The 17,550-nt window shown below is 63.4% G+C and carries 16 protein-coding genes and 1 pseudogene; 4 read left to right on the top strand and 13 right to left on the bottom strand.

What is annotated here, in order from left to right; genetic code table 11:
* The first annotated feature begins 54 nt into the window (after positions 1-54).
* Positions 55-1,014: a hypothetical protein gene (locus tag L8F45_RS29990; RefSeq protein ID WP_342364346.1), complete on the top strand. Its 960-nt coding sequence runs from the start codon at positions 55-57 to the stop codon at positions 1,012-1,014.
* A gap of 27 nt (positions 1,015-1,041) precedes the next feature.
* Here the strand turns inward: L8F45_RS29990 and L8F45_RS29985 are convergent, their stop codons facing one another.
* The 11 genes and pseudogenes from L8F45_RS29985 to L8F45_RS29935 all read right to left on the bottom strand — a co-directional run bounded on the left by L8F45_RS29985 (position 1,042) and on the right by L8F45_RS29935 (position 12,021).
* Positions 1,042-2,544: a M81 family metallopeptidase gene (locus L8F45_RS29985; protein ID WP_342364345.1), complete on the bottom strand. Its 1,503-nt coding sequence runs from the start codon at positions 2,542-2,544 to the stop codon at positions 1,042-1,044.
* Complete coding sequence (locus L8F45_RS29980; RefSeq protein WP_342364344.1) at positions 2,544-3,350, bottom strand: ABC transporter permease; 807 nt, start codon at positions 3,348-3,350, stop codon at positions 2,544-2,546. Before L8F45_RS29980 ends, L8F45_RS29985 begins: the two co-directional genes overlap by 1 nt.
* The gene (locus L8F45_RS29975; RefSeq protein ID WP_342364343.1) at positions 3,347-4,180 is read right to left on the bottom strand and encodes an ABC transporter permease; all 834 of its coding nucleotides are present in this window, start codon (positions 4,178-4,180) and stop codon (positions 3,347-3,349) included. The genes L8F45_RS29980 and L8F45_RS29975 overlap by 4 nt, the downstream gene beginning before the upstream one ends.
* Entirely contained in the window at positions 4,177-5,232 is a 1,056-nt protein-coding gene (locus L8F45_RS29970; protein ID WP_342364342.1) for an ABC transporter ATP-binding protein, read from the bottom strand. The genes L8F45_RS29975 and L8F45_RS29970 overlap by 4 nt, the downstream gene beginning before the upstream one ends.
* Entirely contained in the window at positions 5,232-6,302 is a 1,071-nt protein-coding gene (locus tag L8F45_RS29965) for an extracellular solute-binding protein (RefSeq protein WP_342364341.1), read from the bottom strand. The genes L8F45_RS29970 and L8F45_RS29965 overlap by 1 nt, the downstream gene beginning before the upstream one ends.
* Positions 6,299-7,309, bottom strand: coding sequence for a dipeptidase (locus tag L8F45_RS29960; protein ID WP_342364340.1), 1,011 nt, complete (start codon positions 7,307-7,309; stop codon positions 6,299-6,301). Before L8F45_RS29960 ends, L8F45_RS29965 begins: the two co-directional genes overlap by 4 nt.
* An 11-nt stretch (positions 7,310-7,320) precedes the next feature.
* Entirely contained in the window at positions 7,321-7,926 is a 606-nt protein-coding gene (locus L8F45_RS29955; protein WP_342364339.1) for a 2-hydroxychromene-2-carboxylate isomerase, read from the bottom strand.
* Entirely contained in the window at positions 7,919-9,364 is a 1,446-nt protein-coding gene (locus L8F45_RS29950) for an NAD(P)-binding domain-containing protein (RefSeq protein ID WP_342364338.1), read from the bottom strand. Before L8F45_RS29950 ends, L8F45_RS29955 begins: the two co-directional genes overlap by 8 nt.
* Entirely contained in the window at positions 9,361-10,332 is a 972-nt protein-coding gene (locus tag L8F45_RS29945) for a LysR family transcriptional regulator (protein ID WP_342364337.1), read from the bottom strand. Before L8F45_RS29945 ends, L8F45_RS29950 begins: the two co-directional genes overlap by 4 nt.
* A gap of 352 nt (positions 10,333-10,684) precedes the next feature.
* Positions 10,685-10,919: pseudogene (locus L8F45_RS29940) on the bottom strand (transposase); the annotation flags it as partial.
* Between the two features lie 151 nt (positions 10,920-11,070).
* Positions 11,071-12,021 carry a peptidoglycan-binding domain-containing protein gene (locus L8F45_RS29935; protein WP_342364336.1) on the bottom strand — a complete coding sequence of 317 codons (951 nt, stop codon included), beginning with the start codon at positions 12,019-12,021 and terminating at the stop codon, positions 11,071-11,073.
* A gap of 198 nt (positions 12,022-12,219) precedes the next feature.
* On the opposite strand from L8F45_RS29935, the gene L8F45_RS29930 reads away from it, so the two are divergent.
* Together L8F45_RS29930 and L8F45_RS29925 are read left to right on the top strand one after the other, a co-directional pair.
* Positions 12,220-12,933, top strand: a complete 714-nt coding sequence (locus L8F45_RS29930; RefSeq protein WP_342364335.1) for a sigma-70 family RNA polymerase sigma factor — start codon at positions 12,220-12,222, stop codon at positions 12,931-12,933.
* On the top strand, positions 12,930-13,709 hold the full coding sequence (locus L8F45_RS29925; protein WP_342364334.1) for an anti-sigma factor family protein: 780 nt from the start codon (positions 12,930-12,932) through the stop codon (positions 13,707-13,709). The genes L8F45_RS29930 and L8F45_RS29925 overlap by 4 nt, the downstream gene beginning before the upstream one ends.
* 116 nt (positions 13,710-13,825) lie before the next feature.
* Here L8F45_RS29925 and L8F45_RS29920 read toward each other — a convergent pair whose 3' ends face one another.
* On the bottom strand, positions 13,826-14,506 hold the full coding sequence (locus L8F45_RS29920; protein WP_342364333.1) for a helix-turn-helix transcriptional regulator: 681 nt from the start codon (positions 14,504-14,506) through the stop codon (positions 13,826-13,828).
* A gap of 150 nt (positions 14,507-14,656) precedes the next feature.
* Here L8F45_RS29920 and L8F45_RS29915 point away from each other — a divergent pair, with 150 nt between their 5' ends.
* On the top strand, positions 14,657-15,922 hold the full coding sequence (locus L8F45_RS29915; RefSeq protein WP_342364332.1) for an alkyl sulfatase dimerization domain-containing protein: 1,266 nt from the start codon (positions 14,657-14,659) through the stop codon (positions 15,920-15,922).
* A 19-nt stretch (positions 15,923-15,941) separates the two neighbouring features.
* On the opposite strand, the gene L8F45_RS29910 is transcribed toward L8F45_RS29915, so the two are convergent.
* On the bottom strand, positions 15,942-17,432 hold the full coding sequence (locus tag L8F45_RS29910) for an amidase (protein ID WP_342364331.1): 1,491 nt from the start codon (positions 17,430-17,432) through the stop codon (positions 15,942-15,944).
* Between the last annotated feature and the right edge of the window lie 118 nt (positions 17,433-17,550).

Raw genomic sequence — 17,550 nt, 5'->3', positions numbered from 1 at the left:
GCGGGCAGCCAATTCATTGGAGAAGATCGCCCGCCGCCCGGGATATTGTTCTTCATGAATCCACCCCTGATCATTAGAAGCGCATCGGCATATTCGAAGTCGATCCTCTGCGTGACAGTGATGGATCGCAAGACGTGGCGATCCAGCCCCTTCGAACCGGAGAACGATGTCGTCTATTACAACAGGGATCAGCCAAACCCTTGGGGTGAAGCCACGCGAATCGAGACGAACATCATTTCAATGACGCGCTACCGCTATCCCGATCGCGATCGGCAAATTCAGGTGGCGCTGGCCGCGGAAGGACATGTCGGATTCTTTGGCAGGGAAGAAGGATTCTACGAGAAGATTCCAGGCGCCGGCCTCTGGGCGGACGACGCCGAAGGCCGCGGATATATGAGCGCCATCCGACAGATCGGCGCCCGCCTCTACGCCTGCGGAGGCGGACGACAGCTCTACAGGAGGGAGGGAAGCGAACATTGGGAACGCTTTGACCTCGGAATGCCCGGAGGACAGCCGAACGCTGACGACATCATCTTTGCGGATGTGAACGGACCGCATGAAGAGAGCATCTATGTGGTCGGACAGAACGGAACCGCATACTGGAAAGGCCCGGAGGGCTTTCTGGATCTGGCGTTGCCGACCTCGCTCTGGCTTCAGCAAATCCATGTCGAGAATGAGAAAACGATCTGGATCTGCGGACGAGCGGGCCTGCTGTTGCGCGGCAATCATATCGACGGATTTCGGCAAGTCGCGGCGGGTGACAGCCGCGAAGCTTTTCTGTCCATGGCGAAATACGAGGGCCGCCTTTATCTCGCCGCCGAGACAGGCCTTCACATGCTCGAAGGCGATCGCATCGTGAGGGCCAGGACGACGCTGACGCCGGACCTCAGGGACGCGCATTGGATCGATGTGACGGATGGCGTGCTCTGGTCGATCGGATATGAGGACATCGCGCGCTTCGACGGCGAGCAATGGGAGCGGCTCGATCTCCCGGGAAATCCTCCGATCCGGTGACAGGCCTTCGGCCGCGCGTTGACGTCGTCAGCCGATCGCCGCTTCGATTGCGGCGTCCCACTCGCGCTTGTCCATCGGCTTCAGCGGCAGGATGCGTCGCATGCGGCCCTTGTAGGGAAAGCGCGTAAAGTTCGACGACGACCAGCCGCCGCCATCGCAGAGAATGATGCCGCCTTCCGCGAGCGGCGCATAGGAGGCGCGGAAATGCGCTGATGATTTCACCAGCACGACATCACGCGAGGCGAGATCGATGTCGAGCGACAGGAAGGCGTTGACGTCATAGGCCTGAATGCGCTCGGTGGTGACGATGATGCGGCCGTTGCCCATGCGCAGCACGGCGCCGAGCCCGCCTTCGAGCAATTCGCCCGTCATCATCGGGCCGATGTTGCGATAGCTGATTTCGCCTGCCCATTCGACTCGCGCTTCTGCGGTGAAGGGGCCGCTGGCGGCGCCGACCATCGCATTGAAACTGTTCCCCATACCCGCCTTGGCCGCGCGTTGCGCCAACGCGGGATCGACGAAAAAGCCTGCGGCGTAATCGATCCTTTCGCGCACGAGCCAGGGCAGCAGGCTCGCAGTTTCACCCGTTCCGCCGCCGCCGGGATTGTCGCCGGTGTCGACGACGAGCGTCATGCCGGCGCGCGAGCGTTTGCTGAGCAGCCGCGCGGCTTCGTTGAGATCGGGGAGGGGAGCGACGAGTTCGTCGCGACACTCCCATATCGCGTCGGCGAGCGCGCGCAGCGCTTTATTCTGCGTTTCGCATTCGCCGCCGGTGACGAGCAGGCTCATGGAAGCCCAATGATTGTCGGCGAAATGAAATCCGCCCATCACGGAGAGATCATCGAGTCCATGCTTCGCCGCGAGCTCATCGGACAGCGCGACGAGTTCGGCGCCAGGACCACCAGGCGTCACCGTTTCCTGTCGCGGCAAAGGCGTCGCGATCGGCAGGAGAATATGGCGCGTCTTGCGGCGCTTTCGCACGCAGGCGAAGGCGAGTTCGCCGAGCTTGCGGCCGCGATCAAACGCGTCCGTATGCGGATAAAGCTTGCCGCCCATGATGAGATCGGCGCTCTCGGTGAGCAGCGGATCGATGTTGGCGTGAAAATCGAGCGTGACCGCGATCACCGTATCCGGCCCCACGATCTCACGCACTCGAGCGGCGAGTTCGCCCTCGGGCATGGGCGAATCCTCAGCCAGCAGCGCGCCATGGAGCAGGAGCAGCACGACGTCAGGCTGGCCGCGCGCCACGATCCCGCGCATGGATTCAAGCAGCGCCGCGCGGATGGTCGCGAAGGCTTCGGCCTCGATCACGCCGCCGGGATGGCAGCTCGCGCATTGACCGATATCGAGATTCACTCCGGCCGCATCGCACGCCGCAATGGCGCCGCCGAGCCAGTTGCGCGTCGCGCCAAAGCGCTCGCGCACTTCCTCGCCCTCGCACCAGTGGCGCGTTTGAAAATCGCGCAGGCCAATCGGGATCGGCGAGAACCCGTTCGCCTCGTGGAAAAGCTGCAGCAGCCCGGCGCGCATCAACCTCTCAGCGCTTTCCGCAATCCGACGATGCGCTCGACGAGCGTCATCAGCGCCATGGAGACGAGGATCAGCAGCACCGACAAGGCCGCGATCTGCGGATCGGTGCGGAACTCGATATATTTGAAGATCTCGAGCGGCAGCGTCCGCACATGCTCGGAGGTGATGAAGAGCGCGATCACTGCTTCATCAAAAGAGACCAAGAACGCGATCACGCCCCCCGCGATCAGTCCCGGCGCCGCGAGCGGCAGGGTCACGCGACGAAACACCGTCAAGGACGAGGCGCCATGCACGCGCGCCGCCTCCTCGCAACGAAGATCGACCGCGGCGAGGCTGAGCGAGACCGTGCGGATGACATAGGGAATGGTGACGCCGACATGGGCCATGATCAGGCCGGTGTAGGAATCATGCAGGTTCATCGGCGCCAGCACCAGCAGCACGCCGACCGCCAGCACGATATGCGGCACGAGCAGCGGCGAGAGAAACAGCGTCGACACTGCCTCGCGGCCGCGAAAGCGCTGTCGCGTCAATACGAGCGCCGCCGGCACGCCGGCCGCCAGCGCGCACAGCGCCGCGACGAGGCCGACGAGAACGCTGACGCCGAAGGCGTGCATGAAAGCCGGATTTTTCGCCGCCGCGATATAGGAGCCGAAGGAGAAGCCGGCTGGCGGAAAAGCAAGGAACGGCCGCGTGTCGAAGGAAATCACCAGCACGACGAGCAACGGCGCAAGCAGGAAGAGATAGATGAGCGCGATCAGCGCGCCCCAGGCACCGCGCGCAGCGATCGAGGATGTCACCGCGCTCACGCCGGCTCCTCCATATTGCGCATCAATCTGGAGTAAAGCGTCATGACAAGCGCGAAGAGCGCGAGCAGCAGGATCGACAGCACAGCGGCCAGAGGCCAATTCAACGTCACCGTCGATTCATTGAAGATTTCCGTGCCGAAGACGAAAACGCGGCCGCCGCCCATCAGGCGCGGCGTGACGAAGCTGCTGATCGCAAGCACGAACACGAGCAGCAGCGCCGTCATGATCGCAGGGAAGGAGAGGGGCAGGATGACGCGCGTGAAGACGCGCAGCCGGTCGGCTCCATGCAGCGCCGCGGCCTCCTCATGCTCCGGCTTCAGCTTGCCGAGGCCGCTGACGATCGCGAGCACTGCGTAAGGCATCAGGATTTCGACGAGCGCGATCACGGCGCCAATGAAATTATTGGCGAGCGCGAAGGGACGCTCGATCAGGCCCATCGATTTCAGCGTGCTGTTGATCAGGCCCTGATCTCCGAGAATGATCATCCAGCCATAGGTGCGCACGACCGTCGAGGTCAGCAGCGGCGCGATGGCGAGAGTCGCAAGAACGCCGCGCCATTTGCTTTGCGTGCGCGCGAGAAAAAGCCCAAGGGGATAAGAGAGGATGACCGCGATCACCGCCACCAGCGCCGACAGCCAGAGCGTATTGCCGGCGAGGCGCCAATAAAACGGATCGAACAGAACCTGCGCATAGGTCGCCGTGGTCACCCCCGGCATTTCCTGACTCGAGAAGGAGATGCTGAGCAGCCAGAGAAGCGGCAGGATGAAGCTCACCGCGATGAAAGCGAGCCCCGGCAGCAGGAGAACGAGCCGCAGCGCCGCAATATTCATCTGGCGTCGCCGGGAATGATGATGGCGTCTTCCGCGCGCCAACCCAGCGTGACCTTCTCGCCCGGCGCGATGTCGCGGCCGCGCGCAAGGCGGTTCACCGCAATGAGATGCGGCCCGACGCGCACCGAACTGCTGACGAGTTCGCCGGTATAGACGGCGCTTTCGACCGTCCCCTCGACCTCGTTCTCGAACACCGCGCCATCCCCAACGAAATCGACGCGATGCGGGCGCAACATCAATATCGTCTTACCCTTCATCGCCGTCGCGATCTTCACCGCGCCGACGCCCTCAATCTGCACCGTGTCGCCATCGGCCTCGCCTTCGAGAAAGGTTCCGTCGCCGATGAAGCTCGCGACGAAGCGCGTCGCCGGGCGATCGAAAATGTCGGACGGGCTGCCCGTCTGCTCGATCCTGCCAGCCGACATCACAACGATGCGGTCGGCCGCCGCCAGCGCCTCGCTCTGGTCATGAGTGACGAAAATCGCCGTCGTGCCCGTGCGGCGCTGGAGATCGCGGATCTCGTTACGCAGCTCATCGCGCAGTTTCGCATCGAGGTTCGAAAGAGGCTCATCGAGCAGCAGAAGGCTCGGCTCGATCACCAGCGAACGCGCGATGGCGGCGCGCTGCTGCTGGCCGCCTGACAGTTGCGAGATGCGACGCTCGCCAAGGCCGCCAAGCTTCACCATCTGCAGCGCGGCGTCGACGCGCTTCATCCGCTCCGCCTTGCCGACGCCGCGCATTTCGAGCCCGAAGCCGACATTGTCGGCGACAGTGAGATGCGGCAGCAGCGCATAGGACTGGAACACCATGCCCATGTTGCGCCGATGCACGGGCAGGGCCGCGATCTCGCGCCCGTCGATGCGGATCGAGCCCGACGTCGGCTCGATCAGCCCGGCGATCATGCGCAGGATCGTGGTCTTGCCACAGCCGGACGGGCCGAGCAGCGCCAGCATCTCGCCTTTCTCAAGCGAGAAGTTGGCGCGATCGACCGATGGCGGCTGTTCTCCGTAGCGCTTGGTCAGATCGCGCGCGACGACATAGGGTTCGCTCATCAGCTCGCGATGACCTCGCGGCGGATGCGTTGCAGCAGCGTGTTGTTGTTGCGGCTGAACCAGTCCCAGTCGAGCTCCATCTGCTTGGCGCGAACTTCCAATGTGCCGAAGATGCGCGTCGCCAGCGCAGGATCAAGCACGGCCTTGCTATTGGTCGGGCCATAGAACAAGGCTTCCGCGAAGGCTTTCTGCGCTTCGGCGCCAAGCGCATAATTGATGAATTTCTGCGCCGCGCCGCCTGCTGGCGCATTGGCGACGAGATTGATTGTGTTCACCTGCGGCGCCGTGCCCTCGACCGGAACGATGGCGGCGAATTCGCCGTTCGCCTGGTCCTGATTCGACTGGCCGCGCGCGTTCCAGCCGATGCCGATATCGATGACGCCGGAACGGATCGCGGTGTAGATGTCAGGCTGCGGCTCATAGGTCTGCACATTCGCGGCGATCTTCTTCAACGACGCGATGCCAGCGTCGACGCTCTGCTTGTAGTCGACGCCCGCCATGCGGCAGAGCAGCGCGAGCAGCACCGTGCCGCGCACGTCGCCGATCGGCATGCCGGCGCGGCCGGCATAGGCGGGATCAGCGAGATCGAGCCAGCTCGCGGGCTGCTTCTTGAGCTTCTTCGGCGCGGTCAACTGCACGAGCACATCCTGCGTCAGCGCGGCGCCCATATTGTTCGCCGGGCGGCCCCAGGCCGGAATGTCGGCGAGGTTGGTGACGACAGCGGGATCGAGCGGCGCGAACAGGCCCTCGCGCGCATTCTGCGCGGCGATCGAAAGATCCATGATCACCGCGTCGGCCTGCGGCTTCGCCTTCTGCGTGCGCAGCATCGCCGTCGCTTCGGCGGAGCCGCGCACCGGCTTGAACACCACCTTGACGTCAGGATTTGTCTGCATGAAGGGCTGCAGCACGGCCTTCGTATAGTTATCCTCAAAGATGCCGAAATAGCCGACGACGTTCACCGTCGCAGGCTCGGCGGCGCGCAGCATGCGCGGCGCGGCGAGAGGAAGCGAAACGCCAGCGGCGCCAGCGAGAAGAATTCGTCGTGAAAGGCCGCGATCGGACATCATCATTCTCCCCAGCATTCACTCAGCAGACGAAGCCAGTTGCCGCCAAGCAATTTCAGAACCAGCGCCTCGCTCCAGCCCCGCTGCAACATCGCAGCGGTGAGGTTCGGCAGCTTGTGAACCTTGTCGACGCCCGCCGGCTTGCTGATCTTGGCGGAGCCAAACTCGGTCAGCGTGCGCGCCGTTCCCTTATCCCTGTTGGCCCAGAGAAGCCAAGGGCCGGGCCGCGCATGGCCCTGGCTGAAATCAGTGCCGACGCCGACATGATCCTCGCCGACGAGGTTGATCACATGCTCCATGGCGTCGAGCACGTCATGCACGGTGGCGTCGTTGCCGGCGACGAGACCCGGCGCGAAGAAGCTCACGCCGATGACGCCGCCCTTTTCGGCGCAGGCCTTGATCAGCTCATCCGGCTTGTTGCGCTTCACGTCGCGGAGCGCGCGCGGCAGCACATGGGTCATGCAGACCGGCTTCTTCGAATAGGCGATCGTGTCGGCCGTGGTTTTGTCGCCGACATGGCTCAAATCGCAGAGCACGCCGACGCGCGCCATCTCATCCACGACCTCGCGGCCGAATCCGGTGAGGCCGGAGTCATTCTGTTCGAGATAGCCGGCGCCGGAATAATTCTGCGTGTTGTAGGTGAGCTGCATGATCCCGACGCCGAGATCTTTGAAAATCTCGAGATAGTCGAGCCGGTCCTCGATGGGCGAAGTGTTCTGCCAGCCCATGATGATTCCGGTCTTGCCTTCCGCCTTCGCGGCGTGGATGTCGCTGATCTTCCTGATCGGCCGGATGAGGTCGGAATTTTCGGCGAAGCGGCGCTTCCAGTTCGCGACCTCGTTTATAGCAGCTGCGAAATTCTCCCAGAGCACGTTGGAGGCGTTGACGGCGTCGTAGCCGCCGGCGCGCAGCTCCTCGAAAATCTCGCGGCTCCAGTTGCAAGTGTGCAGCGCGTCGATGACGACGGCTTTCTCGTGCAGCGTTTTCGATTGCGGCGTGGTCTGAATATCCATAGTCAGATGTCTCAGCTTGCTTTGGCGAGCGCGCGATCGACGAAATCGAGTCGGTCCTGCCCCCAGAAGAGTTCGCCGCGCACCACATAGGTCGGCGTGCCGAAAATCCCGATGCGCTCAGCCTCGGCGAGATTGCCCTGCCATTCCGCGGTGATTTCGGGAAGCTGCGGATCGCGCACCAGCGCAACGCCTTCTTCGCCCATCGTCGCGCGGGCGATCTCCTTCAGCGTCGCCACATCGGCGATGTCGCGCTCCTCGGCCCACAGCGCGCGCTGCACGGCGAAAGAGAAGCCTGGCGCATCGAGCCCGGCGCGCTGCGCCGCGATGACGGCCTTCGCCGCGATCTCGATGGTGCGGCAGGGATAGAAGCGCGGCGCGAGATTGAGCGGCATGCCGAGAAAGTCGCGCCAGCGCGCGAGCTCCAGCGCATGATAATCCTGACGCGGCTGCGCCCGCGTGCGCAGCGGAATGCCCCCATTGGCTTCGATGACGCGAATAGGCCTGAGTTCGAGGCGAGCGCCATGCTTGCGCGCGATGGCGTAAGCGCGCTCGGCCCCGAAATAGGCCCAAGGACTCGAAATTCCGTAGAAGATCTGCAGCGTCGGCGCGTCAGGCATGGGAGAATTCGCTCTTTTGCGGCGACGCGTCGGCATCGGTCCATTCGTCGCCGAGAAGCTCCGGCGTGTCGTAATTCGCGAAGCGCGCGACGAATTCGCTGCGATCCTCAACGAAGAGGCCGCGCGCGATGCCCTGCGCCAGACGCTGCGCGCCATCGCTGATCGAGGGGATGCCGCTCGTCAGCTTTCCATGGCTCAGCACCGCGGCGTAATTGAAGGCGAAGATGCTGTTAAGACCGGGACAGGCGCCGGGAATCTTCTCCCGAAATTCGAACGCCGGGCCGAGATCGGGCGAAGCAGCCAGCATTTCGTCTTCCTCGCCGGTGAGCGGCGTAAAACTGTCACGCCAGAGCCTGACATGGGGCGCAAGCGTCGCGAGTTCGGGACGCGCTGCGAGATCAATCGAGAAGCCGGTCGCGAAGATCAGGAAGTCGAGGCGATGAACGCCCTTCGCAGTCGTCACGTCGAGCGCGCCGTCACGCTCCTGCAATGAGAGAATCGGACTGCCGAAATGAAAGCGCGCATTGGGATGCTGAGAAACGCGCTGCACGCTGTGGCGCGGCGCCGGCAATTGCGCCTTCTGCCCCATGCGGAACACGTCCCACTTCACATCAGGCGGCAAACCAAGAAAACCATGCGCCATGCCGCGGCTGCCGACGCCGCTGAACTTGTCGACGCGCGGCATTTCCTTGCGGCGAATGAGCATGTCGACGGATGCGGCGCCGGCTTCCAGCGCCGTCGCCGCATTATCCATCGCGGACGCGCCGGCGCCGATCACGCCGATGCGCTTGCCTCTGAGCACGGCGAAATCGATATCGTCGGAGGAATGCGCCCAGAAGCGGCGATCGACCGTGTGAGCCACGCGCGGCGCAACGGGTTCGCCGAGGCCGTCGAGGCCTGTCGCGAGCACGACGCGGCGGGCCAGCAGCAGTTCGTGCGTATCCCTCAGCGCAATCTCGATCAGGCCGTCATCACGCAGGGAAACGCCTGCGACATCGGCATTATTCTGAACAGGCAGCGCCAGAACGCGGCGATACCAGTTCATGTAATCCATCCACATCGGCCGCGGCATGCGGTCGAGTTTCGCCCAGGCTTCGGCGCCAAATTGCGCCTCGAACCAGGCGCGCGGAGTCAGCGCGGGCACGCCGAGCGCGGGACCGGTGATCTCCTTCTGCGTGCGCAAGGTGCGCATGCGCGCATAGGTGATCCACGGACCTTCGCGACCCTCCGGCGCGCGATCGAGCACGGTGACATTTTCGACGCCAAGGAACCTCAGCGCCGCCGCGGCGCAGAGGCCTGACACGCCGCCGCCGACGATCACCACGTCATGAACGCCCGCGCGCGGCGTCAGCCAGGTCTTCGGCGGCAGATTGAGCAGCGACATCTCGCGCGCGAGCGCCGCTTCATGCGCGTCAAGACCGATGGGATCAGCGCTCATGCCGAAGCCTCCAGCGGCGGAGAATCTTCAGCCACGAGTTCGTCGCGCGCGATCTCGATCTTGCGAAGTCCCGGCACGCGTTCGCCAAGAAAGCCTGGCAGGGCGCCGATCAACTCCTGAATCAATTGCGATGGCGGCGATCCCGCGCGCATGATCGCGCCATAGCGGAAAGGCAGGGACACATCGATCGCGCGCGTGACGAGACCTTCAACAGGCGCGCCGGCGGGCGTCAGCGGCTCGATCAGCGCAACGCCAAGGCCCGCGCGCACGGCGCCGATGGCGCTGAACGACGTATTGGTGTCGAGCGGCGTCTGTCGCGAAAGCCCTGCCGCGCGCAGAGCCTCATCGACATGGCGACGCTGGCGATAGGGATTGGCCGTGGTGATCAATCTCCGCCCGGCGAGCGCCTGCAGCGGCACGATTTTTTCGCGCGCCAGCGGATCATCGGTGCGCAGCACGGCGACGCAATCGGCTTCGACGGCCCAATGCACATCGAGGCCGGCGCTGCGCAGCGGCAGGCTGCACAAGCCGAGATCGCTGATGCGATCGAGAACGAGATCGACGACCTCTTCGCCGCCAACGGCGCGCAGATGCACCGCGATGTCGCCAGCGGCCGGCATATGCGCGACAGCTTCCGAAATCAGGCCGGCGGCGAAAGCGGGAATGGCCGCGATTTCCAGCGAGGCCCCGGCGCCGGCGAGGATCGCGCCGGCGCGATCACTCAGCCGCTGCAGGCCGGCGAGATGGCGCTCGACCTCGATATGGAAACGCCGGCCGCGTTCGGTCGGCGTCACGCCGCGGCCGGTGCGCTCCAGCAGGGAGAAGCCCAGCGTGGTCTCGAGCTCCTGGATCTGGCGCGTCACCGCCGGCTGGGAGCGGCCAAGCATCTGGGCCGCGGCGGTCACCCCGCCGGTCGCGACGACCGCGCTGAAGGCTTCGAGCTGCCGGGGATCCAGAGGACCATTCATGCGATATGCGTATTATAGAAGCCTATAAATTCAGCAAGCGCATTAATTGCGCACCAGTGTTGCCAGAACCGCCCGGAGATTCAGCGGACCGGCGCTGGATGGCCTCTCCAGGGCCCACAGATGGCCGCTGATAGGAAAATACACCTTCCATGAGGAAAGGGAGCGCTCGGCCATTTTCCGGCTCCACGGCCGATTATGGGGCAGAAAGCAGGCGCGCGGCCAGTGAGGATCGGCCTCGGCTTCAGTCCAGTTTCAGGCGGTAGCGCGTATGCCGCAGTTCGCCTGTTCTGGTGACGGCGGGCCCAACCATTTTTTATACAAGCTCGCGAAGAGCGGCTGCGTCCAGCATCTACTCGGCCAACAGCTTCTTCAGCTTGGCGTTCTCCTCTTTCAAACTGCTTCAGCCGCTTCGCCTCAGAAACATCCATGCCACTGTATTTGGCCTTCCAATTGTCAAGCGTCGCCTCCGAAATCCCATGCTTGCGCGCGAGATCAGCGGTCTTCGCCCCAGCCTCATGCTCCTCCAAAACCGCAATAATTTGCTCTTCCGTGAACCCGGCTCGCTTCGTCTGTCCGTCCTTCGTCAGGCCAGACTCTAACTCCACCTGATGGAAATTGCCCGTGGCAGGTCAGCCAAACGCGAACTGAAGAAGCGCAAGAAAGACGGCGCCAAGAAGATGAGGCTGCCGGCTCGAAATCTTTCTCGTTGCTCAACGGCGGTTAGCGAGGTTGCAATGCCTACCGTCTCAGAAAGAAGTTCGAGCTGATTGCAGGCTTAACCAAAGGGCCCGGCGTCAGAATGGGGAGTATTGGGGTGCGGGAATCTCGAATGGCGACTTCCTGGCCCGTCACGCTCACGCCAGGCACGCCCGCAGTTACGGAAGTTCCGGCCGCAACGCCGGCCGCCGAGGACGCTGCGAAGAGTTTTGCCACAAAATCAAGCGACGGAATCCCTGGCAGAGGGAATTGCTGAGCCATCGCGGTAAGCGTCTCCTGCAAGTTTCCACCGAGGACGTTGAAAAAGACGAACGTCATCGATGCGGACACACCCAACGACACGCCGGCATCCATTGTGACGCCTAGCCCTTGCAAGGTTTCGAAAGTGGCGTCAGGTTTTCCTTTTGGGATTAGCAGGTTGGCCGGCGGAGCTGACGGAAAGCTCCCGATCGGGATTTGCACGCTGGGCAAAATATCTGAAATCGGAAGGCCCCGAAATTTAACAGGCGGCCAACTCAAGCCGAGTCCTACCCCTTGCATTTGAAACTTTTTGGATCGCGAAAATCCGTCGCCAATCTCAAGTGTTTGACCCTGCAACGCCAATGCCCCCAGAGTAGCTGATAATCCAGATGCATTTAGTATCTTGAGACGCGACACTGTTGCTCCGGTTGTGAACACTAACAACGATGCGAAAATCTTTGCGGCTTGTTTCGGGATTTCAGAGAAAAACGAAAGCAACTGGCCGAGCGTGGGGCCGTCTGGATCAATCACTCCATCATCAAAGCCAAGCTGACTTGATTGGAATCCTCGGACCGCCCGGTCAGTGAACGTTCCGAATAAACCATCCACGCGCAGAGCCTTTGCGGGCCCACCTCGTTCAGGGGGCGCGAAATTCAAAAGCGATTGGACCAACTTGACGTCGTTAATGAAGTTTCGTTGCCCGAACCCAACTGAGGAAATAAGCGTCGCCATGATCCCCCCAATTAAAAATTTGGCCGCAGCTATTGGCCAGCCGAACTTATCGACATCGCCAGCACGCTCTCGGACCGTCCGGCGACATTGTGCCCAAGCCGTCTCAAGTAACTGAGCCGTCATTCATCCAGAGTCTTTGGCGCGAAACTTATTCCCGATGGCGGGAATAAAATTTGAGGTCGGCGCCTCCTTATCAGCATGCAACTGACGCAAATCGGACCGTCCGTTCTCGCTGCGCGTCCGCCGCCGCCGCCCTCCCCGCTTGCGATCTGCATCGCGGCAGGCAATGCTTCTGCATTGGACGTCCAACCGGCCGGCCGCGACGTCGACGGCGCAGTCACGAGGGGTGGCGCGGTGCATCGAGGCGACTCTGGACGCTCGGCTCGCGAAGAGGTCGCCAGAGAGCGTTTCACGCAGGTCGTTTTGCCTTATCTTCCCGATGCTTATTCGCTCGCGCGCTCACTTTCGGGAAATCGCGCCGACGCGGAAGACATTGTGCAGGAAGCTTGTCTGCAGGCGTTCCGGGCGCTTGCTAACACCGTGGTCTCTAACGGGCGCGCCTATCTGCTGACCATCGTGCATCACACCGCTTATCGCTGGCTGCGTAAGAATAAGCCGACGGCCCTCGTCACTGTCGACAACCTTGAGGAAATTGAGAATCTCCAGCCCCGGGGGCCCTCCGAGCAGACGCCGGAAACGGCGCTGATCGTCAAATCCGACGAGCTTCGCTTGGAAGAGGCAATTCAAGCTCTGCCGCCTCTGTTCCGCGAACCTCTGATTTTGCGCGATATCGAAGGTCTGAGCTATCGCGAGATTGCCGAGGTGACTGGAACTCCAATCGGAACGGTCATGTCGCGCCTCGCGCGCGCCCGGAATCGTTTGGTCGAAGTGCTGAGCAAGGCTGCGCCATGAGCCCGTCGTCCAACCCGCCTCCCCCGGACGATCAAACCCTGCGCCTTCACGCCTATCTGGACGGCGAACTTGATCCGGTGAGCGCGCTCGAATTTGAGCGGCGTCTTGCGGCCGATCCGAGGCTGGCTGCGGAGAGCGAACAAATCCAGGCGCTGCGCAGCTTGCTGCGCGCGCGAGGCCGGGGCGAAGCGCCTTCGCCGGCCTTGCGCGCGCGCATCGCGCGTGACGTCGGATTGCGCAGAGCCGAGCGACGATTCCCATTTTGGGCGCTTGCGGCCTCCATTGTTCTCACGGCCAGTCTCGCCGGCGGCTCGACCTGGCTTTTGTTGGATGCAAACCAGCTCGACGCGCCTGCGGAGGCTATCGTCGCCGCACATATTCGCGGGTTAATGGCTCCGCAACCGATCGATGTCGCTTCGGCCAACTCGCACACGATTAAACCCTGGTTCGCCGGGCGCATCCCTCAAGCGCCGCGCGTGATTGATCTATCAAGCGCCGGCTTTTCGCTCGCTGGCGGCAGAGTGGATGTCGTCGATCGCGCGCCGGTTCCAACGATCGTCTATCGACGCCGGGAGCACGTCATCAGTGTGACTGAGATCATGGCGCAAAAGGGCGCGCCGGCGACCGCCAAACGCATCAGCGCAAACGGATACAACATTGTCAGATGGACTGACGATGACGTGACCTATTGGGCCGTCTCCGATTTGGATGGCGGCGAACTCGGCGCTTTTGTGGAGCTCTTCCGGGCTAGTCGCGAGGCGCCACGCGATCCCTAGCATTGTCCGAGCGGGTCGCGAATTCAAAGAGCGCCCTCGGCGACAGGCAGCGCTTCTGTAGCTCAAATTTAGAGGAATAATGAGCTATAGCAAGCGTTTCTATCGCTCACCTGTTCTCACTCGCGCCGATCCTGCTCCAGGAAATCCTGCGCGGTCTTGCCGGGCTCGGACTCGAATCGCTCCTCCAACACCATCATCTCGGTGATGCGGTCGAGCCGGAAGACGCGGAAGCCGTGGCGGACTTCGCACCAGCCTGTCAGCAGCCAGACCGGGCCGTAGAACGCCATGATGAGCGGCCGCACTTTGCGACGGGACTCGCGCTCCTCGAGATCGCGATAGCAAATCTCGATCTTGCGCTGTTCGCGCATCGCGGCGCGCAAGGCCGCCTGATCGATCGTGATTGGCTCCTGATGATGCCTGTCGGGCGCCCAGAGCGTCAGGCTGTCGACGTGATGGCGGCGCGCGTCGGGCAACACGTCGCGCACCTTGGCGATCACATCGGCGGCCGCAGCGGCCAGTTCCGGATCGGCCCAGGACTGGACGATGCGCGCGCCGAGCACCAGCGCCTCGATCTGCTGCTCGTTGAACATCAGCGGCGGCAGATCGAAGCCCGGCCGCAGGAGATAGCCGACGCCGGCCTCGCCATCGATCGGCACGCCGCGCGCAATCATATCCCTGATGTCGCGATAGACCGTGCGCTCGGAAACCTTCAGCGCGCGGGCGATGTCGGACGCGCGCGCAACCTTCCTGCGGCGCAGAAACTGGACGATCTCGAAAAGCCTGTCGGCGCGACGCATCTTTCATGGACTCGTTGACGGGAACGCGGCTGCTGCGCCCGCAAGCTCTTCTCCTGACACAATGCTGGCAGGAGACCTATCCTCAATCGCGGCCGCGGGCGCAGGCCATGCTAGGATCGCGGCAATCGGGATCGAACCGCCGGAGACAGAATGGAACAGGATGAACTCTTCGAGCGGCTGTGGAGCGGCGCGGCGCCGATGGAGGACTGGACCGCGGCCGTGAAAGGCGGCGTGGCGAAAACGATCGCCGATAATATCGTCGCCATCCATACCAGCTATTTCTTCGGCAACGTCACCGCGATCCGCACCAGCGAGGGGATCGTGCTGGTGGATTCAGGCAGCCGCGAGACTGCGAGCCAGACGCTCGCTGTTCTCCGCCGCTGGAGCGAGAGCCCGATCCACACCGTCATCTATACGCATGGCCATATCGATCACACCTGGGGGGCGCGGCTCATCGATCAGGAAGCGGACGCTCGCGGCGTTCCGCGTCCGCGCATCATCGCCCATCGCAACGTGCTCTATCGTTTCGATCGCTACGACGCGACGCATCGGCTCAACAGCATCGTCATGGGGCGTCAATTCAACGAGCCTGCTTACGTCTTTCCTGACGGCCATCGCCGGCCCGACGAGGTCTATGACGATACAAAAACACTGATGATTGGCGGCGTGCGGATCGAGCTGACGCATGGGCGCGGCGAGACCGACGACCAGACCTTCATCTGGCTGCCCGAGCAGCGCGTGCTCGCAAGCGGCGATTTCGTGATTTGGGTGTTTCCGAACGCAGGCAATCCGCGCAAGGTCCAGCGTTACGCGCCGGAATGGGCGGAAACGCTGCGCCGCATGCAGGCGCTGAAACCGGAGATTTTGATTCCGGGCCATGGGCCAGCCGTCTCAGGCGAAGCGCGCGTGACGCAGCTTTTCGGCGATGGCGCCGAGGCCCTGGAGAGTCTCACGCGACAAGCGCTCGAGGTGATGAACCGGGGCGGCACGCTGGATGACCTGTTGCACTCCGTCGCCGCGCCAACAGAGCTTCTGAAGAAGCCCTGGCTCCTGCCGAAATATGATGATCCCGAATTCGTCGCGCGCGGCGTCTGGCATCTCTACGCCGGCTGGTTCGACGGCAATCCCGCGCATTTGAAACCGGCTTCGACCTCGGAACTGGCGGCGGAAATCAGCGCTCTTGTCGGCGGAGCAGAAAAGCTCGCCGCGCGCGCCGCGGAGCTGGCGAAAGAAGGCCGCACAAGGCTGGCGGCGCATCTCGTCGAATTCGCCAGCGCTGCGTCGCCGCAGGACGGCGCGATTCAATCGGCGCGCGCTAACGTCTATGCCAGCTGCGCGGCGGCGGAGACATCGCTGATCGGCAAGGCGATCTTCAACGTCTATCAGCGCGAGGCGAAGGGGCGATCAGGCTCCTAAGCTTTCGCCCCGCGCGGCATCAGCCAAAATCCTTGAATCCCTCCATCGCCGAAATCGGCTGCGCCGCAGTGAGTTTTTCGATCGAGGGCAGGGGCCGCGCCAGCCTGTTGTCGCCGGTGAATTCGCGCTCCAGCGCCAGCGCGACGGAGAGCACCTGCGCGTCGCCGCCGCGCGGACCGATGATCTGCAATCCGAACGGCATGCCGGCCTTGTCGAGCCCGACCGGCAGCGAGAGCGTGGGATGGCCGGCGAGCGTGACGGCGTAGGCAAGCGCGAGCCAATGGAAGTAAGTGCGCGTCGGCTTGCCGTCGATCTCGGTGGGATAAAGCTCGCGCCACGGGCGCGGGCTGATCGTCACCGAGGGCGCGAGCAGAATATCGTAGCGCGTGAAGAATTCCTGCCAGCGCCGATAAAGCGCGGTCTGCAACGCGAAGGCGTCGGCGACGTTAGCGGCCGAATAGCGCAGCCCTTCCTCGATATTCGCGCGCACGTTCGGGCCGAACATCTCGGGCCGCTCATTCATGAGCTTGCGGTGACGGCCGAGGAAGAGAACCGCGCGCAACACCTCGAAGGCTTCGTCCGCGCCCGAACAGTCCGGCGTCGCTTCATCGAGTTTGGCAAACAGCGAGCCGAAGAGGCCGACCTTTTCCTTCAGCGTGTCCGCGATCAGTTTTTCCGTTGGCGCGAAGCCGAAATCGGGCGTCGACGCCACCCGCAATCGCGAGAGATCGGCGGCGCGCAGCGCGGCGTACATGGAGAAATCGCGCGGCGCGCCTGAGATGGCCGGGCTCAGGGGATCGCGCGCGTCCTGCGAGGCCATCGCCGACAGCATGAGCGCCGCATCGGCGACGGTGCGCGCCATCGGACCGAGTGTCGAGAGCTGGATCCACGCCATGTCGCGCTTCTCGCCGGGCACCAGCCCCGGCGTCGGGCGGAAGCCGACCACGCCACAGAAACCGGCGGGGTTGCGCAGCGAGCCGCCGGTGTCGGAGCCGGTCGCGATCGGGACCATGCCGGCCGCCAGCGCCGCCGCCGATCCGCCCGATGACCCCGCCGCTGAGCGCGTGGGATCGAAGGGATTGCCGGTCGCGCCATAGACGACGTTGCGGGTGTTGGCGCCCGCGCCCCATTCCGGCGTGTTGGTCTTGCCGATGACGAGCGCGCCCGCCTTGCGCAGCGACGCCACCGCGCCTGTATCGTCTGTCGCAACATTGTCGGCGAAGAGCGGGCTGCCATAGGTGGTCGGCAGGCCGCTGGCGTCGATGAGATCCTTTACGCCAAGCGGAAGGCCGTGCAGTGGGCCTAGCGTTTCGCCCTTCATCACCTGCGCTTCGCTCAGACGCGCCGCGGCGCGCGCGCCGTCGAAATCGCGCGCCACCATGGCGTTGATCGCGGGATCGACAGCCTCGATGCGACGGATGCAGCTTTCGACAAGCTCGACCGGCGAGAGGCGCTTCGCCCCGATCAGCGCGCGCGCATCGACGGCGGAGAGATCGCAAAGGTCAGTCATCCCGAAAATCCTTCCTGGCGGCGGCAGACGGCGCGCGAACGGCGACTTCTGCAAAACCCGAGCCGAAGCGCAAACGGGAATTCGCATAACGCGATTTATGGAACTTAGACGAAGGGCT

It is taken from the genome of Terrirubrum flagellatum (assembly GCF_022059845.1).
Classification (GTDB): Bacteria; Pseudomonadota; Alphaproteobacteria; order Rhizobiales; family Beijerinckiaceae; genus Terrirubrum; species Terrirubrum flagellatum.
This window is presented reverse-complemented; position numbering and strand designations above follow the sequence as displayed.